The sequence below is a fragment of the Brevibacillus fluminis genome (assembly GCF_003710825.1).
GTDB lineage: Bacteria > Bacillota > Bacilli > Brevibacillales > Brevibacillaceae > Brevibacillus_D > Brevibacillus_D fluminis.
Map to the genome: position 1 here is coordinate 92,363 of NZ_RHHQ01000010.1, position 25,501 is coordinate 117,863.

27 protein-coding genes, 15 tRNA genes and 1 rRNA gene are annotated in these 25,501 nt (G+C 51.0%); 6 read left to right on the forward strand and 37 right to left on the reverse strand.

The window, feature by feature from the left end; all coding sequences use genetic code 11:
• Positions 1 to 101: 101 nt before the first annotated feature.
• The 5 genes from EDM56_RS13370 to EDM56_RS13390 form a co-directional block, all read right to left on the reverse strand.
• On the reverse strand, positions 102 to 344 hold the full coding sequence (locus EDM56_RS13370; protein WP_246009376.1) for a hypothetical protein: 243 nt from the start codon (positions 342 to 344) through the stop codon (positions 102 to 104).
• 14 nt (positions 345 to 358) lie between these two features.
• Entirely contained in the window at positions 359 to 1,528 is a 1,170-nt protein-coding gene (locus EDM56_RS13375) for a hypothetical protein (RefSeq protein ID WP_122918416.1), read from the reverse strand.
• A 119-nt stretch (positions 1,529 to 1,647) separates the two neighbouring features.
• Positions 1,648 to 2,589, reverse strand: a complete 942-nt coding sequence (locus tag EDM56_RS13380) for a 3'-5' exoribonuclease YhaM family protein (protein ID WP_122918417.1) — start codon at positions 2,587 to 2,589, stop codon at positions 1,648 to 1,650.
• 12 nt (positions 2,590 to 2,601) lie between these two features.
• Entirely contained in the window at positions 2,602 to 3,114 is a 513-nt protein-coding gene (locus EDM56_RS13385) for a YkvA family protein (protein WP_122918418.1), read from the reverse strand.
• A gap of 24 nt (positions 3,115 to 3,138) precedes the next feature.
• Positions 3,139 to 3,756, reverse strand: a complete 618-nt coding sequence (locus EDM56_RS13390) for a DedA family protein (protein WP_122918419.1) — start codon at positions 3,754 to 3,756, stop codon at positions 3,139 to 3,141.
• Positions 3,757 to 3,909: 153 nt separating this feature from the next.
• Here EDM56_RS13390 and EDM56_RS13395 point away from each other — a divergent pair, with 153 nt between their 5' ends.
• Positions 3,910 to 4,389, forward strand: a complete 480-nt coding sequence (locus tag EDM56_RS13395; protein WP_122918420.1) for a DUF2062 domain-containing protein — start codon at positions 3,910 to 3,912, stop codon at positions 4,387 to 4,389.
• A gap of 84 nt (positions 4,390 to 4,473) precedes the next feature.
• Here EDM56_RS13395 and EDM56_RS13400 read toward each other — a convergent pair whose 3' ends face one another.
• On the reverse strand, positions 4,474 to 4,692 hold the full coding sequence (locus EDM56_RS13400; RefSeq protein WP_122918421.1) for a hypothetical protein: 219 nt from the start codon (positions 4,690 to 4,692) through the stop codon (positions 4,474 to 4,476).
• A 164-nt stretch (positions 4,693 to 4,856) separates the two neighbouring features.
• Between EDM56_RS13400 and map the strand changes: the two genes are divergently transcribed.
• Entirely contained in the window at positions 4,857 to 5,600 is a 744-nt protein-coding gene (gene map / locus EDM56_RS13405; RefSeq protein ID WP_122918422.1) for a type I methionyl aminopeptidase, read from the forward strand.
• Between the two features lie 23 nt (positions 5,601 to 5,623).
• Positions 5,624 to 6,085 (forward strand): DinB family protein, encoded by a 462-nt coding sequence (locus EDM56_RS13410; protein ID WP_122918423.1) that lies wholly within the window; start codon positions 5,624 to 5,626, stop codon positions 6,083 to 6,085.
• 55 nt (positions 6,086 to 6,140) lie between these two features.
• Here EDM56_RS13410 and EDM56_RS31490 read toward each other — a convergent pair whose 3' ends face one another.
• The 9 genes from EDM56_RS31490 to EDM56_RS13450 form a co-directional block, all read right to left on the reverse strand.
• The gene (locus EDM56_RS31490) at positions 6,141 to 6,311 is read right to left on the reverse strand and encodes a hypothetical protein (protein WP_183192425.1); all 171 of its coding nucleotides are present in this window, start codon (positions 6,309 to 6,311) and stop codon (positions 6,141 to 6,143) included.
• 131 nt (positions 6,312 to 6,442) lie between these two features.
• Positions 6,443 to 6,775 (reverse strand): PspC domain-containing protein, encoded by a 333-nt coding sequence (locus EDM56_RS13415; protein ID WP_122918424.1) that lies wholly within the window; start codon positions 6,773 to 6,775, stop codon positions 6,443 to 6,445.
• Positions 6,776 to 7,035: 260 nt separating this feature from the next.
• Positions 7,036 to 7,650 (reverse strand): flavin reductase family protein, encoded by a 615-nt coding sequence (locus EDM56_RS13420; RefSeq protein WP_122918425.1) that lies wholly within the window; start codon positions 7,648 to 7,650, stop codon positions 7,036 to 7,038.
• A gap of 27 nt (positions 7,651 to 7,677) precedes the next feature.
• Positions 7,678 to 8,841, reverse strand: coding sequence for a homogentisate 1,2-dioxygenase (locus EDM56_RS13425; protein WP_122918426.1), 1,164 nt, complete (start codon positions 8,839 to 8,841; stop codon positions 7,678 to 7,680).
• Between the two features lie 27 nt (positions 8,842 to 8,868).
• Positions 8,869 to 9,804 (reverse strand): fumarylacetoacetate hydrolase family protein, encoded by a 936-nt coding sequence (locus EDM56_RS13430; protein WP_122918427.1) that lies wholly within the window; start codon positions 9,802 to 9,804, stop codon positions 8,869 to 8,871.
• A gap of 53 nt (positions 9,805 to 9,857) precedes the next feature.
• Positions 9,858 to 10,739: an RluA family pseudouridine synthase gene (locus EDM56_RS13435; protein WP_122918428.1), complete on the reverse strand. Its 882-nt coding sequence runs from the start codon at positions 10,737 to 10,739 to the stop codon at positions 9,858 to 9,860.
• Positions 10,740 to 10,885: 146 nt separating this feature from the next.
• Entirely contained in the window at positions 10,886 to 11,407 is a 522-nt protein-coding gene (gene tpx, locus EDM56_RS13440; RefSeq protein ID WP_122918429.1) for a thiol peroxidase, read from the reverse strand.
• Between the two features lie 69 nt (positions 11,408 to 11,476).
• A complete protein-coding gene (locus tag EDM56_RS13445) occupies positions 11,477 to 11,992 on the reverse strand; it encodes a hypothetical protein (protein ID WP_122918430.1) in 516 nt (171 codons plus the stop codon).
• Between the two features lie 86 nt (positions 11,993 to 12,078).
• Entirely contained in the window at positions 12,079 to 12,894 is an 816-nt protein-coding gene (locus EDM56_RS13450) for a lipid II flippase family protein (RefSeq protein ID WP_122918431.1), read from the reverse strand.
• 247 nt (positions 12,895 to 13,141) lie between these two features.
• Between EDM56_RS13450 and pyc the strand changes: the two genes are divergently transcribed.
• Both pyc and fliD read left to right on the forward strand, forming a co-directional pair.
• Positions 13,142 to 16,588, forward strand: coding sequence for a pyruvate carboxylase (gene pyc / locus EDM56_RS13455; protein ID WP_122918432.1), 3,447 nt, complete (start codon positions 13,142 to 13,144; stop codon positions 16,586 to 16,588).
• 153 nt (positions 16,589 to 16,741) lie between these two features.
• Positions 16,742 to 18,001, forward strand: a complete 1,260-nt coding sequence (gene fliD / locus EDM56_RS13460; protein WP_122918433.1) for a flagellar filament capping protein FliD — start codon at positions 16,742 to 16,744, stop codon at positions 17,999 to 18,001.
• 52 nt (positions 18,002 to 18,053) lie between these two features.
• Here fliD and ytfJ read toward each other — a convergent pair whose 3' ends face one another.
• From ytfJ to EDM56_RS13490, 6 genes are all read right to left on the reverse strand, one after another.
• Complete coding sequence (ytfJ, locus tag EDM56_RS13465; RefSeq protein ID WP_122918434.1) at positions 18,054 to 18,545, reverse strand: GerW family sporulation protein; 492 nt, start codon at positions 18,543 to 18,545, stop codon at positions 18,054 to 18,056.
• A 109-nt stretch (positions 18,546 to 18,654) separates the two neighbouring features.
• Complete coding sequence (locus EDM56_RS13470; RefSeq protein WP_122918435.1) at positions 18,655 to 19,323, reverse strand: DUF2953 domain-containing protein; 669 nt, start codon at positions 19,321 to 19,323, stop codon at positions 18,655 to 18,657.
• A gap of 184 nt (positions 19,324 to 19,507) precedes the next feature.
• Positions 19,508 to 19,708 carry an alpha/beta-type small acid-soluble spore protein gene (locus tag EDM56_RS13475; RefSeq protein ID WP_122918436.1) on the reverse strand — a complete coding sequence of 67 codons (201 nt, stop codon included), beginning with the start codon at positions 19,706 to 19,708 and terminating at the stop codon, positions 19,508 to 19,510.
• Positions 19,709 to 19,777: 69 nt separating this feature from the next.
• A complete protein-coding gene (locus EDM56_RS13480) occupies positions 19,778 to 20,956 on the reverse strand; it encodes an MGDG synthase family glycosyltransferase (protein WP_122918437.1) in 1,179 nt (392 codons plus the stop codon).
• A gap of 18 nt (positions 20,957 to 20,974) precedes the next feature.
• Positions 20,975 to 21,535 (reverse strand): YkoP family protein, encoded by a 561-nt coding sequence (locus tag EDM56_RS13485; RefSeq protein WP_122918438.1) that lies wholly within the window; start codon positions 21,533 to 21,535, stop codon positions 20,975 to 20,977.
• 75 nt (positions 21,536 to 21,610) lie between these two features.
• Positions 21,611 to 22,270, reverse strand: a complete 660-nt coding sequence (locus EDM56_RS13490) for a TerC family protein (RefSeq protein ID WP_122918439.1) — start codon at positions 22,268 to 22,270, stop codon at positions 21,611 to 21,613.
• Between the two features lie 173 nt (positions 22,271 to 22,443).
• On the opposite strand from EDM56_RS13490, the gene EDM56_RS13495 reads away from it, so the two are divergent.
• Positions 22,444 to 23,592 (forward strand): sensor histidine kinase, encoded by a 1,149-nt coding sequence (locus EDM56_RS13495; protein ID WP_122918440.1) that lies wholly within the window; start codon positions 22,444 to 22,446, stop codon positions 23,590 to 23,592.
• A 32-nt stretch (positions 23,593 to 23,624) separates the two neighbouring features.
• Here the strand turns inward: EDM56_RS13495 and EDM56_RS13500 are convergent.
• The 16 genes from EDM56_RS13500 to EDM56_RS13575 all read right to left on the reverse strand — a co-directional run.
• A tRNA-Gly gene (locus EDM56_RS13500) sits at positions 23,625 to 23,698 on the reverse strand.
• A gap of 6 nt (positions 23,699 to 23,704) precedes the next feature.
• Positions 23,705 to 23,792, reverse strand: a tRNA-Leu gene (locus EDM56_RS13505).
• 30 nt (positions 23,793 to 23,822) lie between these two features.
• Positions 23,823 to 23,899 (reverse strand) — tRNA-Pro (locus EDM56_RS13510).
• Between the two features lie 8 nt (positions 23,900 to 23,907).
• Positions 23,908 to 23,984, reverse strand: a tRNA-Arg gene (locus EDM56_RS13515).
• A 3-nt stretch (positions 23,985 to 23,987) separates the two neighbouring features.
• A tRNA-Gly gene (locus tag EDM56_RS13520) sits at positions 23,988 to 24,063 on the reverse strand.
• Positions 24,064 to 24,120: 57 nt separating this feature from the next.
• Positions 24,121 to 24,207, reverse strand: a tRNA-Leu gene (locus EDM56_RS13525).
• A gap of 16 nt (positions 24,208 to 24,223) precedes the next feature.
• Positions 24,224 to 24,299, reverse strand: a tRNA-Lys gene (locus EDM56_RS13530).
• A 30-nt stretch (positions 24,300 to 24,329) separates the two neighbouring features.
• Positions 24,330 to 24,414: transfer RNA gene (locus EDM56_RS13535), tRNA-Tyr, on the reverse strand.
• A gap of 12 nt (positions 24,415 to 24,426) precedes the next feature.
• A tRNA-Thr gene (locus EDM56_RS13540) sits at positions 24,427 to 24,502 on the reverse strand.
• A 176-nt stretch (positions 24,503 to 24,678) separates the two neighbouring features.
• Positions 24,679 to 24,755: transfer RNA gene (locus tag EDM56_RS13545), tRNA-Asp, on the reverse strand.
• Positions 24,756 to 24,830: 75 nt separating this feature from the next.
• Positions 24,831 to 24,907 (reverse strand) — tRNA-Met (locus EDM56_RS13550).
• 125 nt (positions 24,908 to 25,032) lie between these two features.
• A tRNA-Val gene (locus EDM56_RS13555) sits at positions 25,033 to 25,108 on the reverse strand.
• A gap of 8 nt (positions 25,109 to 25,116) precedes the next feature.
• Positions 25,117 to 25,193, reverse strand: a tRNA-Glu gene (locus tag EDM56_RS13560).
• 8 nt (positions 25,194 to 25,201) lie between these two features.
• A tRNA-Thr gene (locus EDM56_RS13565) sits at positions 25,202 to 25,277 on the reverse strand.
• A 1-nt stretch (position 25,278) separates the two neighbouring features.
• A tRNA-Asn gene (locus EDM56_RS13570) sits at positions 25,279 to 25,353 on the reverse strand.
• 60 nt (positions 25,354 to 25,413) lie between these two features.
• Positions 25,414 to 25,501 (reverse strand): 23S ribosomal RNA (locus EDM56_RS13575); the annotation flags it as partial.

The window sequence follows — 25,501 nt, forward strand, 5'->3', positions numbered from 1 at the left end:
TGGTGACAGTAAAAGTCCACACGTGAAAAAAACGACTTCGACTTATGTTCCCAGTTTTCCCCGATTCATCGAAATTCGCTCATCATCTGGGCAAATTTTTGTTAGAATCGTTGGGAATCGTGGGTAATTCCAGCATCCGCCAATGGCTCGTAATGCGAAACAAAGGCTTCCAGCTGCTGGATCATTCTTTCAATACGCTGTTTTTCCGCAATTTGGCTCGAGATAGCGGATAATTGGTTGGTTGAAAACAGGCGGATAACCTCTTCATCCATAAACGCAAGGCGTCCCCGATAGTCCTGGATGATCTGTCGTAACAGAACAAACCGCTCTTCTAACCGGATCATTGCCTCAAGCTGACTCATTGTCCGATAGCGGCCAGCACCTGTTGGATTCCTTGGACGAGCTGCTCGTTTTTCCATTTTTCCTGCATCAGCTCTTCGATTGCCTGCATGTTGCTTTGTTGGAAGTTGTTCACAACCTCTTGACCCATATCGTCGTTGCGCGTTTCCAGAAGAGCTACCGCTTGTTTCAACAACTCGTCAACCTCATGCAGTACTGGTTTTGTCAATGTCGTGTTCATTCCCAATTCCTCCTTGGCCTCAATCGTTATAGTTGATGCATTGTTACCTTCATTGGTCGATTCTTCTGTTTCATTTGTTTCTTCTGTTTCATTAGTTTCTTCTGCTGCTTCTGTTACTTCCGTTGATTCTGTTACTTCCGGCATCTGTGCCTCGTTCTGTTCATCTGTGGCTTCCTCTTGCGGCGCGTCTGTTTCCGTTGCTTCCACTGTATGTGCGGCTTCAACAGCTACAGGAGCATCGGCAGCAGCTGCTTCAACCGGCTCGACCGGATTGTCCGCGATCTCTGCTTCAACTGCGAGCGTCGCCGCCGCTTCCGCCTGATGCTCATCACCAGTCGTCTCTTCCGCCTGGTTTTGTATGTACACCACTTCGCCTTCCACTTGGAACCTGTCGTCCATTTCCGGAAGAAAAACGTATTCTTTCGCGTTTAAGCCAAGGTACACTTCGAGGACATGGCCATAGGATCGCAAAGCCAGCTGCTGAAACTTCCGCTCGACAGCAAACGTATACAGCAAGTCGTTGGCCAGCTTCCATTCGACCAAGTACCAGCGCGGGTCCCCTTCATATTGTACAAATCGAGGATCTCGCTCCAGTTCCAGCATTCGAGAGACTTGATTCCAGGAAAAGCTGGTTCTTTTTCGCAGCTCGGGTATGATCTGATCCAAGCTCCTCGGTAAATGTGTCTCACGCATAAATCGGTAAGCCAAATCGAACACCTGATGTGGCGCGTATGTCAATTCCAATATCGCTTCGCTGCGCCCAATGCGAACCGGTCCGGCTGGATGCGCGAGCACCTCTTGGAGCATAGATTCTGCTGGGGTAACAACATCGGCATCCCGCAGTGTTTGGTCGAGTCGCTCTAAGAATTCATTTCTTGGAAGTGAACGCTCCCCGGGCCGGAACACTTTCTTGATGAAACTGGCGGATGTATAGGTTGGCCGTTTCATGAACATTCTCCTCCATTCTCCCAGTACTCTTCCAATGTAAGTTGGAATAAGGTAGGTATTCTACAAAAATAGAAAATTTCCTACCTACGATCTATGATGTTAGATGAGTTTTTCTGCGATTAATACCCACGCCACACACGGCGGCGAAGCACGGGTGCATAATCCCATTCTTCTTCCATCTGCGTCAAGGTTTGCCCAAGCGCATTCATTTTGCTGTCGATCTGATCCAGGTAGTGGAACAGAACAGCTGTTGGCGTTTTGCCGGAAACCGCGCTGCCGTATCCAAGATCAACGTCGCCGTGATGGCTCAAGATGCAATGCTTCAAATGCAAAATCTCCGAATCTTGGGGCGAAATCCCAAGCGCCCGGCACGCGTCGCTGACCAATTCCACCCCCATGACGAGATGGCCGATCAGTTGGCCAGGCGTGGAGTATTCAGGCGCGATGGCATCGGACAGCTCGTACAGCTTCCCGATATCGTGCAGGATGCATGTCGCGTACAAGCTGTCGCGGTCGACTTGTGGATAAAGCGGCAAAATCCGGTCTGCCAGCGTTAGCAAGGAAACGATGTGCTCCATCAGCCCGCTGTAATAGTTATGGTGCATTTTCACGCCAGCTGGAAAGCTTCTAAGGCGGTCTTGCAGATCAGGTTCACCGAGCAAATGCTCAATCACTTGTCGCAGCGTCTGGCTTTTCAGCTTGCCGACATATCCTTGCAACGATGCCCACAGCTCGTCTTGCGGCACCGGCGAAGCTTGCACGAGCGACTCATGCCCGACCTCGTCTGACGCGGACGCGAGGCGAATGCGCTGGATGACCAACTGCTTTTTGCCTCGATACATCTGAACGGTTGCGTCGATTTTGACGATGGCCTTCACCTGGATGATCTCTTTGAGCTCCTCGGTTACATCCCACACTTTTGCCGGCAAGGTGCCGGACTGATCCGCTAGCTCCAGGTTAAAATACTCCTTCTGGTTGCTTGCCGTCGCCAGCTCTCTTTGTTTGACCAGACAAAACGTGATGACGCGTTCTCCCTCCGCATAATCGTTCAATTGTTTCAAGATGGATTCCCCTCACTTCTTTTTCGCCTTGGAGAAAAGCAGCTCTTTCAACTTGGTTACCATATTTTTTCCTACCAGCTCATCCGCTGTTTTCACAACGCTCGAAATGACGTCCAGCAGGTTTTGTTTGCCATTCCAATGCTCAAGCACAATGGTTTGATCCACATCGAGCAAAATTTTCCGCAACGCGTACACCGCGAACACGACATCATCGACCATTCCCAATGGACCTGCCACCAGTTCTGGAATCAGATCGATCGGCGAGATGAAATAGGTGACCGCCAAGCCGACGATCGCTTTTGATTCCAGCGGAACCCGCTTGTCCACCATCAATCGAGCAAGGAGCACGAACAGGTCAGGTGCAAGTAGAAGAACTTGCGAAATTTGATCGTTGACGCCTTTCTCTTTGATGAATCGTTCCATTTTTGCACGCAATTTATCGTAGAATCGCTGGTGCTCTTCCGGCAACTTGATTGGCACCAATTCAGTCGTTTCGCGTTTCACCAAGCTGTTCATTTCGTCCATCGTGAACACATCCTTTTCCCTGCGTTATTTACCCTTCTTTTTGCGGTAAAACGAAAAAGCAACGATACCTACCAGGACCACAATGAAAAAGATCGCCAAATTCCGTGAAATCAGATCAAATAGCTGCTCCCATCGCTCACCTAGCTGCCAGCCAAGCGTCACGAACAAGACGCACCAAACCAACCCACCCAAGTAGGTGTACACGATAAACGTTACAAAAGAGAGCTGTGTGATCCCTGCAAAATAAGCAGTGAATTGTCTGACGCCCGGAATGAAGTACCCGAGAGGCAGCGCCCATTTGCCTACACGATTAAACCAGCTTTCCGTCTTTTTGTAAACGGTATAGCCCAAACCAAGGCGTTTGCCGTATTTCTCGATCACCGGATAGCCGACCTTCCTGCCGATCCAATAGGCGATTGTCATGGCGCTGATCGACCCCAAATAGCAAACGAGCATGGTCAGCCAGTAGTCGAGCTCTCCTGTCGACACGAGAAACCCGGAGAATACGAGCAATGTCTCTTCAGGCATCGGCATGCCGAGGATGCCGAGGAAAAACAGTAAATAAAGCGCGATATAGCCATAATCGGCGATATATTCGCTAAATACTTGAATCGCTTCTTGCAAACCCCTCACCACACCCATGCCGCAAAATGTACACACTCTCTAGTATTATGCCAAATCTTTGGCTGAAAGCAAATTTGGTCGGTCGAAAATAGTCGTGCGAAATTGGCGCTGTCGATTTGTTTCAGGTATAATAAGGAGAATCTGACCACGCTAAATGAGGGAAATGTGTGCATGTGGAGAAAATTATATCGCAAATTTAAATTCGAATATTACAAATTGATGCGAATGAAAGGAGCCGCATCAATCGTTGCCAGAGGATTCGCTCTTGGCATTGCGATTGAATTCATTACCTTACCCACCATCGGTTTAGTGTTCCTGCTGCTGTATCCGTTGAATGTCCTGTTCCGCGGAAGTTTCTCGGCAGCCCTGATCGGCTTTGTCATTGGAAAGCTGGTTCTGCCCATCTTCATGATTCCAAATATGAAGCTCGGCAGCTACATTCTCGGTCAATCCGCATCAAATCATGTCGATCACGGCGGAGCGGGCTTCTGGGCTTTTATTGCCTGGATGAAAAAGTACGGGCTTGCCTATTTTACCGGCAGCGCTGTGATGGGCATTTTTGCAGCGATCGTCAGTTATTTTTTGGTCTATGCAGGGCTTCAGCTGTACCGGAAAAGGAAAGCTCGCCGTCGTTCCGCTTCGGTAGGATAACCGGACAAAAAATACGTAAAAAGGACCACTCAGCAATGAATGGTCCTTCTTGTGTGCAGGTATGCCCACTAGCTGGCGGTATTGTTAAAAAGCGCCTTGCTCGCGGAGCGCCTCCATGATCTCGCTAACAGTCTGATCGCGTTCCAGCAAAGACATCACGACATCGACCTGTTCATGTGACAGTCCGTTTGCCCACAGGCTTTCACGCAGCAGCACGGGGTTGTTGCGGCGGAAATTCGCTTGCAGGGTGCGCAGCACGCGTTTCTCAAAACTTTTCTCCAAACGCAGTTCGGTTGTAGACATCACGTAACACCTCTTTTCATTCACTCGTTAATGGCACTTCGCAAAAAAAGCGAAATAGGCGAATACCCTTTATTATCTTATAAAATGAACCAAGAATCAATGTCGGCCTTTCAAACATATGCTAACAAAATGAAAGCCGTGGAACCAGGAAGGAGCTATTTACCATGATTGTTATCAAATCAGAAACCGAAATCGCGAAAATGAGGGAAGCGGGCAAAATTTTGGCTGCCTGCCACCAAGAAATTCGCCATATGATTCGTCCTGGCGTCACCAGCTGGGAAATCGACCAGTTCGTCGAGAGCTTTTTGCAAAAGCACGGCGCCACCCCGGAACAGAAAGGCTATCATGGCTATCCATACGCAACCTGCGCGTCTGTCAATGATGTCATTTGTCATGGCTTCCCGAAAAAGGAGCCGCTCAAGGACGGCGATATCGTAACGATCGACATGGTCGTGAACAAAGACGGCTGGCTGGCTGACTCCGCTTGGTCCTATGCATGCGGCACCGTCAGCGAAGAAGCGCGTCGTCTGCTCGACCTCACTCATAAAGCGCTGTTCATCGGAATCGAGCAAGCCGTCGATGGCAACCGCATCGGCGACATTTCTCATGCGATCCAAAAGTTCGCCGAAGCCAATGGCTTGGCGGTCGTCCGCGATTTCACTGGACACGGCATCGGGCAAAGCATGCACGAGGACCCGTACGTTCCGCATTTCGGGCCAGCCGGAAAAGGCGCTCGCCTGAAAGAAGGAATGGTCATCACGATCGAACCGATGTTGAATCTCGGCACCTATCATGCCAAAATTGATGATGACGGTTGGACTGCTCGGACGCGCGACGGCGCCCTCTCCGCACAGTATGAACATACGATCGCGATTACGTCAAACGGCCCGCTCATTTTGACCGATTAATAAAGAGAGATTGGTGATTGCTTATGATGGAGGAGATTTTGCAGCGATATGAAACGAGTATCGCATGGGCCAATGCAACGAGACAAATCACCGATGAACAATGGCTTTCACCGATGCAGGATGGCAAATGGAGCATTGCCGAAACTGTGTCCCACCTGAACGCATGGGATCATTTCATCCTGGACGTTCGCCTGCCCCATATCGCACCGGGCAAGCAGCTCCCTTCCGTTCCCGTCGATGTGGAAAAAATGAATGGCGATGCAGCGCGTTATGCACGCTCCGGCGTCAAACGCGATGAATTGCTCGACCAGTGGGTGGACGTTCGTTCCCGACTGCTTGACAAGCTCCGCACGCATAGCGAGGAGTCTTTCGTAGCTCCTTATTACATCGGGGAAAAAGAAATGACGCTCGCCCGCTACATCGAAGGGATGATCGATCACGATATGCATCACCGCAAGCAGATGGACGCATTCCTTGGACGATAATGCGAAGAAAAAAGCAGTAAGCCTCAACATGACGGCTTACTGCTTCTTTGTTTAATTAACGAACCTTTTTCATCGTGACACTGCCCATCATCTCTTCCAGCGCCTGCACGTCTTTCTCCAATTCGCGGATATCATCCTCGATCAGCTGCATAAGGCGTTGCTTCTCACGCAAAACTTTGCGAGTTTGCTCAAGACGATGATTCATGTCGAACACACCGAGATACACTTGTTGTTCCCTCCCTATGTAACATGCTACAACTACGTTACATGTTATGCAGGAAGTTCCAATTGTTTACACTTTCCATTAGAAAACTTGGTTCCGCGTTTTTTTTGCGGAGCCTTAGTTGCACGTAACCTTTACAACCCCTTGTACTTCGCCAGCTCCGCACGCAGCCGGTAAATCTCCTGCTGCATCGCACGCTTTTCCAGCTGCTCCATTTCTTTATCAATGTTCGCATAAGGATTATGGCTGTATTCGCCTCCGAACTCGCTCATCGGATTCACCCATGTCGGCTCTTTCGGCACGATCATCGCCATCGCCAAATAAATCAGGATTGGGATTCCGGTAAAGATTGTCAATACGATCACACCCAGACGAACCAGTGTGGAATCGATCCGCAAAAACTGCGCCACCCCTCCACATACCCCAAACAATTTCTTGTCATGCCCCGAACGATAGAGTCGATTCATCTCACATTCACCTTTCTTTGTTCCTGTACTTGAACTGTTCGTTTCTCTACTACTAGGATAGCAAACGGACCTTTTGGCCATAACTGTCCATGGAGGGATTTCGCCTCCGTCCCGAGGCGGAGATCCTTGTTCACAAGCCACCTTCGACGCTTTAACGCTTTTACGTGCATTTCTTTTCTGCTACAATAAAGAAAAGCTTCTTTCCAGAAGTCTGTAAAAAAAAGACCGCGCAGGTGGCAGCCTGCAACGGTCAAGCAATCTTATTTTGGTTGGTAAAGAGGGCGCGGGCGGTCAAACAGCTCACCGAGAGTGGCATAAGAGTGGCCCGCCAGTCTGCTTACAGGCGCGAACTGCTTGGCATCGATTTTGCCGTCGTAATAAAGTTCATCGGCGACATGCACGTGAACAACCTCGGCGATGATCAAATCCGATGTAGCCGGTTCGCCGAGCGGCATGACCTGGTGCAGCCGGCATTCGAAATGAAGCCTGGCCTCGGCCAAGCGTGGTGCCTTCACCTGTGCAGACGGCTGTTTCGTCAGCCCGATTTCGTCCACTTCACTTACGTCCGGCGGATAGTCTGCCGAACTCTGATTCGCAGCATCCACGTTGTGGCAATCCACCATATTGATGACGAATTCTTTCGTTTCCAAAATATTGCGCGCTGTATCCTTCCAAGCACCGCCTGGCTTCCGAATAACTGCTATTGAAACCATCATTGGTTCGATGCAGGCGACATTAAAATAGCTGAATGGCGCCGCGTTGACGACTCCGTCTTCACTGACCGATGTGATCCAAGCGATCGGTCTTGGCAAAACGCTGCCAATCAGCAGCTTGTATTTTTCTTGGCGGTTAATTTCGCTCGTGTTGATTTCCACGCGCTGTTCCTCCTATTTCCTCAGCCTTTACGATTCTGTCGGCAACCAGCTTGACATATACCCCTGATCCTCGATCGCCAGCGCTTGCTTGGTGACATGGAGCGGATGGAACGTGTCGAGCATGACAGCCAATTCCTTCGTTTCTGTTTTCCCGATGCTCGCCTCAATTTTGCCTGGATGCGGCCCGTGTGGAATGCCCATCGGGTGCAACGTGATGGATCCTTCATATACGCCTTTGCGGCTCATGAAATTACCATCAACATAGTACAGCACTTCATCGCTCTCCACATTGCTGTGGAAATATGGCGCAGGGATAGATTGCGGGTGGTAATCATACATCCGCGGAACAAACGAGCAAATGACGAAATTCGGTCCAGCAAACGTCTGGTGCACAGGCGGCGGCTGGTGAATGCGCCCGGTGATCGGCTCAAAATCGTGGATGCTGAGCGCGTACGGGTACAGGTAGCCATCCCAGCCCACCACATCGAGCGGATGGAAATCAAACTGATAGCTGTAAATCACATCGCTCCGCTTGACTCGCACTTCGTACTCGCCTGTCTCGACATGTGTATCCAGCCGCTCCGGCACGCGTATATCTCGTTCACAAAACGGTGAATGTTCCAACAATTGACCATGCTCGTTCCGATACCGCTTCGGTGGAACAATTTCATTCGAAGCTTCGATTACCAAAAAGCGGCTTTTCTCGTCTGCCGGGACGATGCGGTATGTGGTACCGATCGGGATCACCAAATAGTCGCCGGGTCGGTACGTAATCGTTCCGAAAACGGTCTGCAGCTCGCCTTCGCCTTGGTGCACGAATAGCACTTCATCCCCATCGGCATTACGGTAAAAATAATCCATTGGCTCGGTCGGGATGCAGACGCCCATCACGACATCACTGTTGCCCAGCAAATAGTGCCGGCCTGTAACCGGATCACCGCCTGCGGGCAAATCGAAACTCAGAAAATGCTGGTGCTTTAGATGTTCTTGCGTCACATACTCAATCGTCCGGTCCGCGAATTTTTTCGTCGCGCGCACCTGTGTCGGTGGATTATGATGGTACAAAATCGACTGGACGCCAGAGAACCCTTTCGTTCCCATCACCTGCTCGCGGTACAAGGTTCCGTCAGGCTTAAAAAAGGTTACGTGCCGCTTGTGCGGCACTTCGCCCATGCGTTGATAAAATGGCATGCATTCTCCCTCTTTCCGTTCCCCTTCTCATTTGGCAATTATCGTATTGCGCAAGATCCCGAGGCGTTCCACTTCCAGCTCGACGATATCTCCCGGCTTGAGCCAATCATAGCGCTCCGTGCCCAGCTCCAGTATGCAGCCGGTTCCGACCGTGCCAGAGCCCAGCACATCGCCAGGATGCAGCATGCAGTCGGCGGAAGCGTGCGCCACCAATTGGGCGAACGTATAATGAATGTCGCCAAACGATCCGCGCGAATACTCTTTGCCATTCACCCTCGCGATCATCGGCAGATTGAACCTGCTTCCTGCCGCAGATACTGTTCGCACATCTTCCAATTCGTCCAGCGTCACCAAATACGGCCCCATCGACGTGGCAAAGTCCTTGCCTTTTGCCGGACCAAGACCGACCTTCACTTCTTCGCGCTGCAAATCGCGGGCGCTCCAATCGTTAAGGATGCAAAAGCCAGCGATATGCTCCTCTGCATCTTCAACCACAATGTCCATGCCGCCCTTGCCAATCACGCAGGCGATCTCCAGCTCGTAGTCGAGCCATTCAGTCGCTTTCGGCTTGACGACAGGCTCTTCCGGCCCGAGAAAAGCAGAGGCGTTAGAAAAATAAAAGACCGGAAACTGATACCACTCGGGAACCATATCCAGCCCCCGTCGGGCACGCGCCGTTTTGACATGCGCTTCGAATGCGTAAAAATCGCGGAAGCTGTTCGGACGAGTGAGCGGCGATCCCAGGCGCACCTGTTCAAGCGACAGTGGTTCATACTCATGGCAATCGAGGGAAAGCGCTTGCAAGGCAGGCTGCCATACAGCCCAATTTTGCAGCAGCTCCAGCACGGTGGACGGTGCATCGGGCATTGCCCAATTGATATCGATCACCGCCTGGTCCACCAAAAGCCCTGCGCGCCATGGCATCGCATCATTATCAATTGGTCTGTAGGAGACAAGCTTCACCTGTATCACCTCCTTTAGTTTGTGAAAGCACTTTTAGCATAACCGAAATGGTTTCATTTTTCCAGTAGTCTCATGTCGTTCGGCAGCGGCTCTTCGAAGCATAGGAGCTCTTTGCTCCGCGGATGGGCGAATTCCAGCCGCCATGCATGCAGCGCCTGCCGGTCGATCAACTCGCGCTTTCCACCGTACAGGTCATCGCCTACCAATGGATGCCCAAGGTAGCGCATGTGCACGCGGATTTGATGGGTACGTCCCGTATCCAGACGGAGTTCCACCCATGTGTACCCATCCTCCCGCTTGAGGACGCGATAATGCGTTCGAGCGGGCTGTCCATCGGCTCTCACCGTTCGCTCGATGATCGAATGATCAGCCAGTCCGATCGGCGCATCAATCGTCCCTTCCTCCTGCTCGACCATGCCGTGCACAGCCGCAACATACGTACGCAATATCGTACGATCTTTCTGCATCCGCGAACACTGCTCATGCGCCCATTGATTTTTGGCGATGATCATGAGGCCTGATGTGTCTTTATCAAGACGGTTGACAGGGCGGAATTTGCGCTCCTCGCCGTTTGCCAGCCAATAGGCGATGACACCGTTTGCCAGCGTGCCATCCTCATGCGTGCGCGTGGGGTGTACGACGAGCCCTGCCGGCTTTGCGACGATCAGCAAATCTTCATCCTCAAAGCGTACCTCGATCGGCATCGCCTGCGGCTCGATTGTCTCCGCCGTCTCCTCCTGGATCATGACGATCACTTCATCATCCGCTTTCAGGACATGATTGACGTACACATCACTGCCATTGACCAAAATGCGTCCCTCATGCTTAGCACGGATCAACAACCGACGGGACACCCCGTATTCCTGCTGCAGGACGTCCCGCACCGTCTTTCCTTGCTGCCGCTCACACGCGGTAAAACTCAACACCTTCTCCATGCCATCCTCCGCAACGTCTATCTTCTATTCCGCTAGTATAGTAGAAAGCATGGGTTTTGTTCAATGCACGCGATTACGCCCCATCAAAATGAAAACTACCGCCAAAGCTCCGTAGAGCTTGTGACGGTAGTTTACGTGGAAGCTGATTATTTTGCTGCTTTCGCTGCTTCAATCGCCGCTTCATAGTTAGGATGTTGGCCCACAGCTGGTACGTATTCAACGTACACCACTTTATCAGTAGCATCCACTACGAAAACCGCACGGCTCAGGAGACGCAATTCTTTGATCGCTACGCCATAAGCAGTACCGAAGGAAAGATCGCGGTGGTCGGACAGTGTTTCGACTTTGTCGATGCCAGCTGCGCCGCACCAGCGTTTTTGTGCGAATGGCAGGTCTACGGAGATTGTCAGGATCGATACGCCTTCCAGTTGAGCTGCTTCTTCATTGAAACGACGAGTTTGTTGATCGCATACGCCTGTATCCAGGGATGGAACAACGGAGATGACACGCACAGTTCCTTTGGAATCGTCAAGTGTAACAGGATTCAGGGCATTGCCCAATACAGTGAAATTCGGCGCTTTGTCGCCTACTTTGATTTCTGGTCCGATCAGTGTTACAGGTTGGTCTTTAAAGGTAACAACGCCTGTGCGTTCTACTTGAGTTGTCATTATAGACAACCTCCTTTGCAAGAATGATATGTACGTTTAACATCATAACGCATCTTTGTTAATTTTACACTATCCTAACTGTGAAAAAGCAACTTCTTTTATTTCTTTTATTTCGTGCTCATAATCCCAATCGCACTGCTCGTTGAGCTCATGGCAGCGCATCAGGGCATGGTACAGTGCGAATTCAAAGCTGACCTGCTCCAGATCGTAAGAGACAGACAAGCTTTCCGGCTTCATCGTATTGACGATTTCGATATGATAGTGATGCCGGTCCCCCTCGTGCTTCGTCGGAACCAGATATCCCATCCGCGATAACACCGAGAACGTATCGAATACGCCTTCATCGTCAAAATCATAGCTATCCTCTGATCCGGCCAAGAGATCATACAAATCTTCCAACTCAAGCCGCTCCAGGTGATCCGGAGCGGGAATGGACAGCACCGCGCCATCCTCATGCACGAAATAGACATGCTTGCGATAGTGAAAAATGAGTTCATCCTCAGGCACTTCATCCGTATAAAGCCAGTTCGTAATCGGAATCAACAGCCGCCATATGCGGGCGGGTTCAACATCGAGCAGTTCCACGACGCACGCCTCCTCTCATTCCCAGTTTGCACTAGAGAGATGCGCGCTATACAAACGCCGCTACCGCCTATGACGAGCTGCTGGCATCAACCGAAAAATCCGTGCTTGCTGACCCAGACGATCCATGAGATAAACTTAGCGAATGGCCATAGCAAAAGCTGCGCGATGAACGTACCGAGCAGTCGTCCCAGTCCCAGCTGGAAGATCGACGCCTTCAAGTCGCGAAGCGGTCGTTTTTCCATTACGACGTCATCGAGCAGCTTGGCGCTGATCGGATCGACGAAGATGACCAAAAGAATCGTCCCAACCCCATTGATTACGGATGCCAGCATGCTTGCCTGCAGCCGGTCGTTGGGCATCATGGCACCTGCGAACAGGGCTGAAAGATTGGCGATGGAGTAGAAGGAAAATATCGCGGCATTCAGGACGAAAAAGGTATAGCCCAGCTTGACCGTGCGGATTTGGCGCAGGTTCGAGCGAATCGCCGGCAGCCAAAACTGCGACGGGAGCCTTAGCAAAATCCGAAGAATCCCCTCTGACATGATAATGCGCGGAAAACTCCCGTGCTCGTCGAGCTTGTAGGTCCCGATCTCCAGCACGCGGGCAACCGTTGGCACAAACATCATGCCAAGCAAAATTCCGCCGCTCATCGAAAGCAGCACATAATGAAGCTTTACATCCAGCCCGTCCACATTATGGCTGTTGATCGCCTCTTCCACGACCGAGGCGAGAAAAAACAGCTGAAGCATAACCGCAAAGCGAGAAAATACGACCAAAATATTGAACAATGAGGTGGAGGTGCCGATCCGACCTGTCCGCGCTCCTGATAGGCGAGCTGAATAGGAGACGGTCTCGATCATGCTGATTAGTGTCGTAACCACCAAAACGATGACAAGTTTCACACTTTCTTCCCCTTTTCCAAAACAAGCGGCGCTTATCCTTTATCGCCACTCCTGCATAATACCTTTTCTATCATGGGGCAAGCAACCGAAAGAATCAACTTTTGGCTAAAAAAACAATTATTCTGAGCAATTTTCGTATTACCGGCAAAACAATTCTGAAAATTGGTAGTGTGAATGTAACTGGAATTATGTATATTGATAATTGTAATACCGTTTTTCAAGATAGATGAAGTAGGGGGAGAGAAAAGTGGAACAGAGAAAAATTAACCGTCTGCTTGTTGCCAACCGCGGAGAAATCGCAATTCGCATTTTCCGCGCTGCCAACGAGTTAGGCATCCGTACTGTCGCAATTTACTCCGAACAGGACAACGTCGCGTCGCACCGTTTCAAAGCAGATGAGTCGTACCTTGTCGGCGCCGGCAAAGGTCCGATCGAGGCTTATCTCGACATTGAAAGTATCATCGAAATCGCCAAGCGCAACGATATCGATGCCATTCACCCTGGTTACGGATTTTTGGCGGAAAATGCTGAGTTCGCCCGACGCTGCCGGGAGGAAAACATTCTCTTTGTCGGCCCTTCTTCTGAACTGATTGAAAAATTCGGCGATAAAGTCGAAGCTCGCAAGCTCGCTATGCAGGCAGGGATTCCGATCATTCCCGGCACCGAGCGGCCGATCGAAACGCTGCAGGAAGCACTCTTGTTCGCCAACGAATTCGGGTATCCGATCATCATCAAAGGCGTTTCCGGCGGCGGCGGACGCGGCATGCGCATCGTGCGCAGCCAGGACGAATTGCAAGAAGCGATCGACCGCGCACGGTCGGAGGCACGCTCCTCCTTTGGCAGCGCTGCCGTCTATCTCGAGCGCTATTTAGAAAAACCAAAGCATATTGAGGTACAAATTATCGGTGACGAGGTCGGCAACATCGTCCATCTGTATGAGCGCGATTGCTCCATTCAGCGCCGCCATCAAAAGGTCGTTGAGGTCGCGCCAAGCGTCGGCGTAAGCGACAAGCTGCGTGATGCTATTTGCCAGGCCGCCCTTACCTTGATGAAAACCGCAGGCTACACCAATGCGGGTACCGTCGAATTTTTGCTGACGCCAGACAACAACTTTTATTTCATTGAAGTGAATCCACGCATCCAGGTTGAACATACTATCACCGAATTGATCACCGGCATCGACATCGTTCAGACGCAAATTCGCGTAGCAGAAGGTCACTCCCTGCACAGTCCGGTCATCGGCATTCCGGCGCAGGCCCAAATCAAGCATACCGGCTACGCCATCCAGTGCCGCGTCACGACGGAAGATCCGGAAAACGGATTCGTTCCTGATACGGGCAGACTGCTCGCGTATCGCTCCGGCGGTGGCTTTGGCGTCCGCTTGGACAGCGGTAACGGATATGCAGGCGCGACCATTACGCCTTTTTACGATTCCTTATTAGTGAAAATTTCCACATATGCGACAACTTTTGATCAAACCGCCCGCAAAATGCTGCGTACGCTTCGTGAATTCCGTATTCGCGGGGTTAAAACGAACTTGCCGTTCTTAGAGAACGTCGTCACGCATACTGACTTTTTGAGCGGCCAATACGATACTTCCTTTATCGATACAAAGCCGGAGCTGTTCCGCTTCCCAGGCAGCCAGGACCGCGGCACAAAGCTGCTCAATTACATCGGCAACACGTTGGTGAACGGTTTCCCCGATTTGCCAAAAGGCGAGAAAAAACCGCATTTTGAATTCCCGCGCATTCCGAAAACACCGTTTTCGCTACCTTACCCCGATGGCACCAAGCAAATCCTCGATCGCGAAGGTGCAGACGGGTTGGTTCGCTGGATCAAGGAGCAAAACAAGGTGCTCGTCACCGACACAACGTTCCGCGATGCTCATCAATCGCTGTTTGCAACCCGCGTTCGTAGCTACGATCTTGTAGCCGTAGCAGAAGCGACCGGCAAGCTCGGAGCCGATTTATTCTCGCTGGAAATGTGGGGCGGCGCAACCTTTGACACCTCGATGCGCTTTTTGCGGGAGTCGCCGTGGGATCGCCTCCAAATTCTGCGCCAGCGTATCCCGAACGTGCTGTTCCAAATGCTATTGCGCGGAGCCAATGCGGTCGGCTATACCAACTATCCGGACAATGTGATCAAGTCGTTCGTCAAAGCGTCTGCGGAAAATGGAATCGATGTGTTCCGTATTTTCGACAGCTTGAACTGGCTGCCGGGCATGCAAACCGCCATTGAAGCGGTGCGCGAAACGGGCAAGATCGCCGAGGCTGCCATTTGTTATACCGGTGACATTCTCGATCCGAACCGTACTAAGTACAACCTCAGCTACTACGTGAATTTGGCCAAAGAGCTGGAAAAAGCCGGCGCGCACATTCTCGCCATCAAGGATATGGCGGGCCTCTTGAAGCCTTATGCAGCGTATGAGCTGATTTCGGCGCTTAAGCAAGAGATCGGTATTCCGATCCATTTGCATACGCACGACACATCTGGCAATGGCGGAGCGATGCTCCTCAAAGCTGTCGAGGCTGGCGTCGACATCGTGGACGCGTGCGTCAGCTCCGTTTCCGGCCTGACCTCGCAGCCCAGCTTAAATGGACTGATCTCCGCTTTGGATCGCACGCCTCGCGATACTGGACTTTCGCTGGCGAATTTCAACAAGCTGTCCGACTACTGGGATGACGTGCGACCATTGTACCAAGGCTTTGAGAGCGGCTTGAAAACAAGCAATACAGAAGTGTACGTACACGAAATGCCGGGCGGCCAATATACCAACCTGCACCAGCAGGCCAAAGCAGTCGGGTTGGAAGGAAGATGGGACGAGGTTAAGGCGATGTACGCCACCGTCAACCACATGTTTGGCGACATCGTCAAAGTCACGCCTTCCTCCAAAGTGGTCGGCGACATGGCCTTGTTTATGGTCCAAAACAATCTTACAGAAACGACCATCTTTGAAAAAGGTACGCGTCTCGACTTCCCGGATTCCGTCATCCAGTTTTTCCAGGGATACTTGGGACAGCCGCCTGGTGGATTCCCAAAACAGCTTCAAGAGCTGATTTTAAAAGGGCGCGATTACTTCACTACTCGCCCGGGCGAACTGCTCGCTCCGATCGATTTCATTGCAGTTAAAGAAGAGCTGGCAGCGAAAATCAGCCGTGAGCCGTCCGAGCTCGACGTGCTCTCCTACATCATGTATCCGCAAGTCTTTTTGCAGTACGATGCCAGCTTGAAGGAATACGGGGACCTCTCCTTCCTGGAGACAGCCACCTTCTTCTATGGATTGCGACCAGGCGAAGAAACAGCCGTCAGCATCGAGCGCGGGAAAACACTGATCATCAAGCTGATCGCGATCGGGACTCTGAACCCGGACGGCAGCCGCATCGTGTACTTTGAACTGAACGGTCAGCCACGGGAAATCAAAGTGCGCGATCAAGCCGCACAAGTCACGGTGAAAAGCCGCTTGAAGGCCGACCACAAAAACCCGCACCACCTCGGTGCCACCATGCCGGGTAAAGTTTTGCAGGTGCTGGTGCAGCCAGGTGACAAAGTCAAACGTGGCGAGCACATTTTGGTCAGCGAAGCGATGAAAATGGAAACGACGCTGCAGGCGCCTCTTGATGGCAAAGTGACCGCCGTTCACGTCAAGGCCGGCGATACGATTGAAGCTTCCGACCTGTTGATTGAAATTGAGTAAATACCCATCATACAAAAGGCCGATGCGTTGTTCCATAACGCTCGGCCTTTTGGCTTGTTTTTGTCGGTTTTCGCTTGAGCAGCCATCATAAATCAGGTATAATTTTTCCAGAATATTCATGAACGGTATATCGAGTAAAGGAGGGATGAATAGATGCTCCCGATTCAATCGCTCGTCCGGTCTCAGCCGATCCAACGCTATACGTTTCAGATGCTGCAAGCATCTTTGCGCAGTCCGACGTTCCCACAAACGAGTTACTCTACACAGGGGTTGGCAGTCAAAGAGGCCGAATGGAAGCAAACGACAGCCCGTTTTGCCGCAGAGCTATATCAGGAAGCGGACTCACTTGGCACGACAGCAGCTCTCCTTCAGCAAAAAAATCAAACCAGCCTGTTGAATCAGCGAAAGGCCATTTCTTCCGATGCCGCGAAAGTGTCTGCACAGGCGATGAAGGGCGCTCTCGACACGAGCCATACGGTTGAGGTCACCTCGCTTGCCAAAGCTCAGGTCAACCAAAGTCTTGCGCTCGCGGCACAAGAGAGAAGCGACGTGCAAACCGGCATGAACCAGTTCACCTTGACTGTAGGCGGCAAGCCACATCTGATTTCGGTGGTCGCTTCTGCCAGCGATTCGAATGCGCAAAGCTTGAACCGTATCGCAAAAGCGATCAATACAGAGCGAGCCGGTGTAAAGGCTAGCGTGCGGACCGATAGCCGAACGGGTGCGTCCCAGCTCATCTTGACGACAAACAAGCCAGGGACCGATCAATCGTTTTCGCTTGCGGACGTTATCGGCAATGCAATCGCGGCAACCGATCTGAACCATACGGCAACCGCTGCCGAAGATGCACGCTATAAGCTTGATGGAGACTCATTCACAGCCGGAAGCAACACCGTCCCAATCGAAGGTGGCAAAATCGAGCTGACTTTTTCGCAGACGACCGAGTCTCCAGTATCAGTGACCATCAGCTCCGACCGCGACGCCATCGTGAAGCAAACCAGCCAGTTGTTGGATGCGTACAACCGATTCCATGATAAACTGGAATCCCACGCCCCCGCTTTTACTTTTGAACTGACACAAACATGGGACCGGCTGACCCGTTCCATCCAGCCACAGCTCTCACGAATCGGTATTATCCGCAATCAGGACGGGACCTTTGCCCTAAATGAAGACACCCTTCGCACAGCGATGAAGGAACGATACCAAACGGTGGAACAGATGGTTGGTCAAGAAAGCGGGCTTGCCGCCACTATTAAAAAGCAAGTGGACCGGCTGCGCCAGGCGCCGTTGGTAGCACTCACGCGGCCCTATCCATTTGCCGATTCCACAAATCCATACACCGCTTACTCACTCCCCGCCCTCTTCTTACAGCAAGCAGCGAAAACCGGACTTTTTTACAATCAGGCTTTTTAAGAAAAAGGAATAAGAAAAAGGTATGCTCCATTTAGCGGGCATACCTTTTCGCTTAACTGCGATCGATCAATTCATCCAAATCGTGTTCATTTACCTCTGTAACAATGCGGTGTGTTGTCACATTGGTGGTCTTCGTTACATCCGGATTATTTTTCGTGAACATGCCTTGGATACGATCGACAATTGTCGGAACCGAATCGAGGATGCGGTCATACAAATGGGTTTGGCTTTCCAATGGAATGGAACGAACCCCTTGTTTGCCTACGACGAGAAATGCCACAGGCGTAATCGAAACGCCACCACCACTCCCTCCACCAAACGGATAGCTCGTATCTCCATGCCCATGATCGCCAGGTCCATGGTGACGATGGTATTCGAATTCGCTCCCTCCGGCTGCAAAACCGAATCCTACTTTGGAAATCGGCAAAATGACGCTGCCGTCTGGCGTTTCCACCGGATCGCCGATGATGGTATTCACATCAATCATCTGCTTCAAGTTTTCCATTGCTGTTTTCATCATGCCTTGAATCGGATGGTCGTTCATGTTCTTCTTCCTCCCTTTAGCACTCGAATGTCATCCACCAGCTATGTCTGTTAGTATCGTTATCTTCCCCGTAAACTCGATGTCGTATGTACCCAACTTTAGCAGCCCCTCATGACCGAAAGGGAGTGAGGAACAAAATTTTCCAATCACGTTTTTTGCGCAATTTAACAAGGAGCTTGAATCCCGCTACGAAGACATGGTACAGCCGAAAATGCAAAATGCAGCGAAATTGCGTCTGCACCACCTGATCATTCCAAACGGGCTGTACACTCAGCTTCGGTATGCTCCGCAAGAGAACGTACTGAGAGATAACAGTAATGATGCTGCTCTTAATCCCCCAGGCAAGCCCTGTCAACGAACCTGTCGCCCCTGCGTCTCCCAACCCGAGCCGGGTATGCCATTCGAACTTGTCACAGCGTATCTGCTTTAGAAATTGCTTGAAAAGCGGTTGGAAATCACGAATGTCATGCAGCAAAACCTGGTAGTTTTCGTACCAGCGCTTCACTTTTGGGGGGGTGAGCTTCTTTTTATCCTCATTGAATGACTGTTCTCCCGCCTTTTCTACATGGGCGGAAAGCTCCACCCCATCATCTCCGTTTACCATTTTCAACAGAGGTATCTCGTATTTGTAGTAAAACAGCTTGCGCCACGCTGTGATCTCCATGACGAGATGATCATTTTCACCGACACGGCCATATGTCAAAAAGATGCGCAGTGTGGTCAAGCAGAGCAGTACCACGATCAGCACAATCACGCCAATAATCACCAAAGCTAACAAAAAAATCCCCCCTCGACTGTAGTATGAGTCGAATGAAGGGATTTTATCTTACCGCAGCGGAAGTTCCAGATACGATTTAATATCCGTTTCGTGTTATGCAGTCGTTTGGACAGACTCAAGGCATAATTTCTGCCATACAGCAAGAGACCTCCCCAAGGGGGAGGCCTCTCATCCAAGTATGCGGTTAGCGGGACAGTTGGGATTCAGCGAAGCTTACCAAACGTTTGGTAATTTCACCACCAACCGAACCGTTTTGACGGGAAGTTGTATCCGCGCCAAGTTGAACGCCGAACTCGGAAGCGATCTCATACTTCAATTGATCCAGAGCTTGGTTCGCTTGAGGTACAAGCAGGTTGTTGCTGTTACCGCTGTTGTTGTTAGCCATTGTATTTTCACCTCCTCGCTGTTTGTAGGTTTAATATGTGTGCAGGCATGTTTATTCATGCACAGTGAATTATGGCGAAATGTTTCCAGCTTGACTATAATATGTATCGATTTTACGCCCCTCCATCGTTTTCAGCCATTTCGCGATCTGCGTTGCGGAATCTTGAAGATTGTACCGTTCCATCCGCTCCATCACCATGCGATGATCAGGGTCATCCTGCTGCAGTCGCATAACAATGCTTGCGGCCTCCCCTCCTGTGTCCGCCTGCCAGGCAAGCCCCTGTTCGATGAGAAAGCGGCAGTTTTGCTTCTCTTGGCCCGGGAGTGGCTGATACAAAATCAAGGGCGTTCGCATCGCCAGCGCTTCTGAGCACGTCAGGCCCCCCGCCTTGGTGATCACCGCATCAGCAGCGCCCAACCACCTCCACATTTCCTGCACATAGCCGAACACATGCAGCTGATGGAGAGCATGCTGTGTGCGGGCGAAACGCTGCGTAAGTCGCCGCAATAGAGGTTCGTTTTTCCCCGTAACCGCAACAATGGTAAGCGGATCTCGCATGCTCCACAAGCACTCCACCAGCTCCACCATATCGCCATACCCGTCCGCCCCGCCGCAGATGAGGACCATGAATTGGTCAGCCGCGATTCCGACCTGCTTTTTCCAATCCTTTTTGTTACGCTGCTGGTTCCCTTGGAACGATTGGCGTAACGGAATTCCATACGCCTTCACCCGATTGGGCTCGATACCACCCTGCCCGCTCATTTGTTCGGCCAGTTTGGGGTGGGCAACGTTATAAAAATCAATGCCGTGATGGAGCCAATACGGATGAACGTGAAAATCGGTCAAAATGCCGATGAGCCAAAAAGGCTTGCTCGCCCTTTTCCTGGCTTCTACCAAAGCGCTGAGGCAATAGGCATGCGTGCTTATCACGGCGTCTGGTTTTTGCTGTTCGATAACTCGCTCCAAAAGCCGCTTGCCCAATACTTTGGCAAGCGGCTTTTGCAAAGCTCTGCTTATGGCCGACACATTCCGATTGTACAGATGATCCCACAACGCGGGAAAATGCGCCAAGCTGGTGTAATAGCTGGAGCGCGACAGCTCCCTCAGCATGGGGCTCGCGATGCCAAGCCCTCCAATCAGCCGAACTTCGCACGAATGGGCAAGCAACGCTTCCTGCAGGGCGATCGCCGCCATGTAGTGTCCGCTCCCGGCCCATTCTTCTGTCACAATCAGCACATTTTTGTCCATCCACAGATCAACTCCTCGTTAGGAAGACGGCAAGTATCGGCGCAGGAGCTCTTCTTTGGACATGTAAACCCGGCTGAGCGTTGTGCGCTGGTTGTAATTCTTCATCCGATTCCAGCCGTTCCGGTGTATAAAGAGCAGCAAAAATTTTAAGTACCAGTGCTTGTAGCGGAAAAACCAGTTCGTTGGCACGTCTGCAATCGAGAAGCCGAGATGCTGAACACCTTTGTTGAGCGTCGTCGTCCCTACGATCCCTTTAATCTCATTTGCCTGCGGCAGCGCAGCGAGATACTCGGCAAGCTGAGGCATGGAATTGGCGACCAGCCGGCGAAGCAAGAGCACCAGTTTTAAGTCGTCCTCGATTCCTTTGCACTCACAGGCAAAGCGATAATTATGGATGTGTAAGCGGAGGATTAAGTCACCCGCGCAAATTTGCCGATTATCTGAGGTCGTTAGTGTCTCCCCGCGATAGCGCAGCAGAACAATTCGAAAAATGTTTCGTCCCTTTTCGACATATCGCAGCCGGGTGCAGCGCTGATACACGGCATCCCAGATTCCCCAAATCACCAATGAACCCGACATTACAATCTGCCCTTTCCGTTCATTTCAGCCAGTGCTGCCAGCTTGCTTTAGTATTTCCCAAAATTGTCTCCAGGCTCATTCGGATTTTGTTTTTTTGACCCTGCCGATGATAAAGACAAGCCCTGCCACCAATGCGGGCAGTGCCGCTTGATTGAAAATAAATGGGTTGGTCAGCCGCCAGACATACGGGTCTTCCAGGCACATTTCCACTGCCGTATAAGCCAAAATGGCTGCCCCGATCGCCACCAATATCGGAAAACGCCCCATTAGTCGTGCAACGACTGCACTTCCCCACATCAACAGTGGAATGCTGATCCCCAGTCCAAGGAGCACCAGGCCAAAGTCACCACCCGCAGCTCCCCCTACCGCCAGCACATTGTCCAGACTCATGATAAAATCGGCCAAAATGATGGTCTTCACAGCTTGGCCCACCGTGCCACCTTGCAAGACCTCCGTGGTCTCCGCTTCCGTTTCGAATAGCAATTTCAGCGCAATCCAAAGCAGCAGTGCCCCTGCCACCGCTTTTACCAGCGGGATGTCGAGCATCCATGTAATCATGCCGGTAAAGAGGACGCGCAGCAAAATCGCTCCCAACGTCCCAAGCCATATGGCCCGCTTCCGATCCTCCTTTTTTAATCCTCGGCATGCCATGCCAATCACCACAGCATTGTCGCCTGACAATACCAGATCAATCAAGAGAATTTGCAAGAACCCTGTCCAGAATTGCCCGTCCATCGGAAACCCCCATGCTAACATCTTCCTTTCTACTCTATGCGGTGAGGAGGGGGTACATGTCCATTGCCGACTTTTCATCAACTACCACGGCGGAATGGTCAAGAAGACGCAGGAAGAAAGTTTCTTGCAAATATTCCCAAAATCTATTAGCCTTAATTTGGGGTGATTTATTAATGCTAGTATCCATGTCGCTTCCACTCGAAGAGCTTTCACACAGGATTGGGTTTCTTGCCACGACAGTTACAAAGAACTGGTTCGCATCTTTGCGTGAAAATGAGCTTCCTTACGGTGAAATTTCGGTAGACGTTGCCAATCATTTTACCCATTTACTGGCGCGTTCCTTACTTGCTGATACGGAAACCGAGTTTCACCAGCATGCCCGGGAGAGCAGTCGGTTGTTCTGGTCAGAGCGTTTCCCCCTTTCAACTATCGTTCGCATCTATCAATGTTACCGCTATGCGTTTTGGCACGTTGTCCGCCCTCTTCTTCCTGGAGCATGTCTTAGCCAGGAAACGCACCTTTTTGTAGAATCCCACTTAACGAAAACCATGGATGACGCGATTGCACATTCGATCCACTTTTACGAAGAAACAATGAAACGGCATAGGGAGTATCAAGAAGAGCTAATCACGGAATTGCATCATGACAAATTAACGATCTTGGGGAAAATGGCAGCGAACATGGCCCATGAGCTGCGCAATCCGTTATGTGCCATCGAAGGATTTTTGAAGCTGATCAAAGAGTCAGTGGAAGGAAAAGCTGATTTGAAGAGCTACGTTGAGGTCGTCATGCATGAATTTTCTTCACTCAACAGGCAGATTACAGGCTTTTTGAGTTTTTCCAAAAAACCGTTGCTGACCGATGTGACAGAGTTGGTTTCCATTGAAGAGCTTGTCGATGATGTCGAGTGTTTGCTGATTCCCCGGTTGCTGAATGACAATATCTCTTATGAAAAACAAATCGTACCTTATGTTGTCGCTGGCAATAAAGAAGAGTTCAAGCAAGTGCTGCTGAATTTGTTAAACAATGCGATCGATGCCGTGCATGACTCATCAGACAAACAGATTCGCCTTGTCGTTACTCCGAAAGCCGACCGTGTGATGTTGGCCATTGAGAACAACTCCGAAATGATTCCTGCGGACGTTCTCGGCAAACTTTTTCAGCCGTTCTTTACAACCAAAGCGAATGGAACCGGCATCGGTTTATCGATCTGCAAAAACATTATTGAAAAGCATAAAGGCACCATCCATTGCGAATCGGCTTCGAATATTACACGTTTCGTCGTTTCGCTACCGATCGTCGATGAACACCAAAAAAGGTAGAGGAGATTATCCTCTACCTTGTCTTATGTAAGTGGAGCGGGTGATGGGAATCGAACCCACGCGACCAGCTTGGAAGGCTGGAGTTCTACCATTGAACTACACCCGCATGTTGTGGTGCCGAGGACCGGACTTGAACCGGTACGGGAGAAACTCCCGACAGATTTTAAGTCTGTTGCGTCTGCCTATTCCGCCACCCCGGCAAAACGCACGATTCTGCCTTTAAGTAAAACTGGTCGGGAAGACAGGATTCGAACCTGCGACCCCTTGGTCCCAAGCCAAGTACTCTACCAAGCTGAGCTACTTCCCGACATATAATGGCGTGCCCTGAGAGATTCGAACTCCCGACCTTTTGATTCGTAGTCAAACGCTCTATCCAGCTGAGCTAAGGGCACATATGGAGCGGACGAAGGGTCTCGAACCCTCGACCTTCGCCTTGGCAAGGCGACGCTCTACCAATTGAGCTACGTCCGCATGTTTTAACATATTCGCCAATGCATCTATTTTTCCTGCATATAATGAGGAAAAGTTTGGTGCGGTCAAGAGGACTTGAACCTCCACGGTGTTGCCACCACTAGAACCTGAATCTAGCGCGTCTGCCAATTCCGCCATGACCGCATGTTCATAAAAAAACTGGTGAGCCATGAAGGACTCGAACCTTCGACCCTCTGATTAAAAGTCAGATGCTCTACCAACTGAGCTAATGGCTCAAACTGTATTACGATTGTTCATCAAAGTAATGGTGGGGAGAGACGGATTCGAACCGCCGAACCCAGAGGGAGCAGATTTACAGTCTGCCGCGTTTAGCCACTTCGCTATCTCCCCAACTTTGACAAATGGTGCCGGCGATAGGACTTGAACCCACAACCCCCTGATTACAAGTCAGGTGCTCTACCAATTGAGCTACACCGGCATATGATATTGGTTGTAAAATGGCTGAGCTGACGGGACTCGCTACTTACTGGCGAAACTGCGTCGAATTACTTCCATGCGCAGCCAGATGAGCTGTACCCAACGATCTCTGCCTAGAAAACACTGCGAGGGTAAACCCGGTACGGGTGAGAGAACCGTCGCAAAGCTTCTTTGAAATGGCGGAGCTGACGGGACTCGAACCCGCGACCTCCGGTGTGACAGACCGGCGTGAACTCCAACTTCACCACAGCTCCATATTTGCTCTACCCTGCAGAAACTACGATCTTACTTCGATAAAAAGTATGTTCGGAGCAAAACAAGGAGAAATTTGGTTGCGGGAGCAGGATTTGAACCTGCGACCTTCGGGTTATGAGCCCGACGAGCTACCGAGCTGCTCCATCCCGCGACGATATGTTTATGTGCCTGATACACATTATATGCATCTATACGCACATTCATGTATCTAGTATCACTGTAAAGGGTGAACCGCTTGCGGTGATATCCGCTGCATACACCGATGAGTGAACCGAATGGTGGAGGCTGACGGGATCGAACCGCCGACCCTCTGCTTGTAAGGCAGATGCTCTCCCAGCTGAGCTAAGCCTCCGTGAAAAATGGTGACCCGTAGGGGATTCGAACCCCTGTATGACAGCGTGAAAGGCTGCTGTGTTAAACCGCTTCACCAACGGGCCTTACTAGATGGTGCTCCCGACAGGAATCGAACCTGCGACCTCTTCCTTACCATGGAAACGCTCTACCGACTGAGCTACAGGAGCATGGCTCCTCAGGACGGACTCGAACCGCCAGCCTACCGGTTAACAGCCGGTTGCTCCACCATTGAGCTACTGAGGAATATTTACTTGAAGGTTGTTCCTTCAAAACTGAATACGCAAGTCATTGCTATGGATTGTTGTGGATAAGCCCTCGACCGATTAGTATTCGTCAGCTCCACGCGTTACCGCGCTTCCACACCGAACCTATCAACCTCATCGTCTATGAG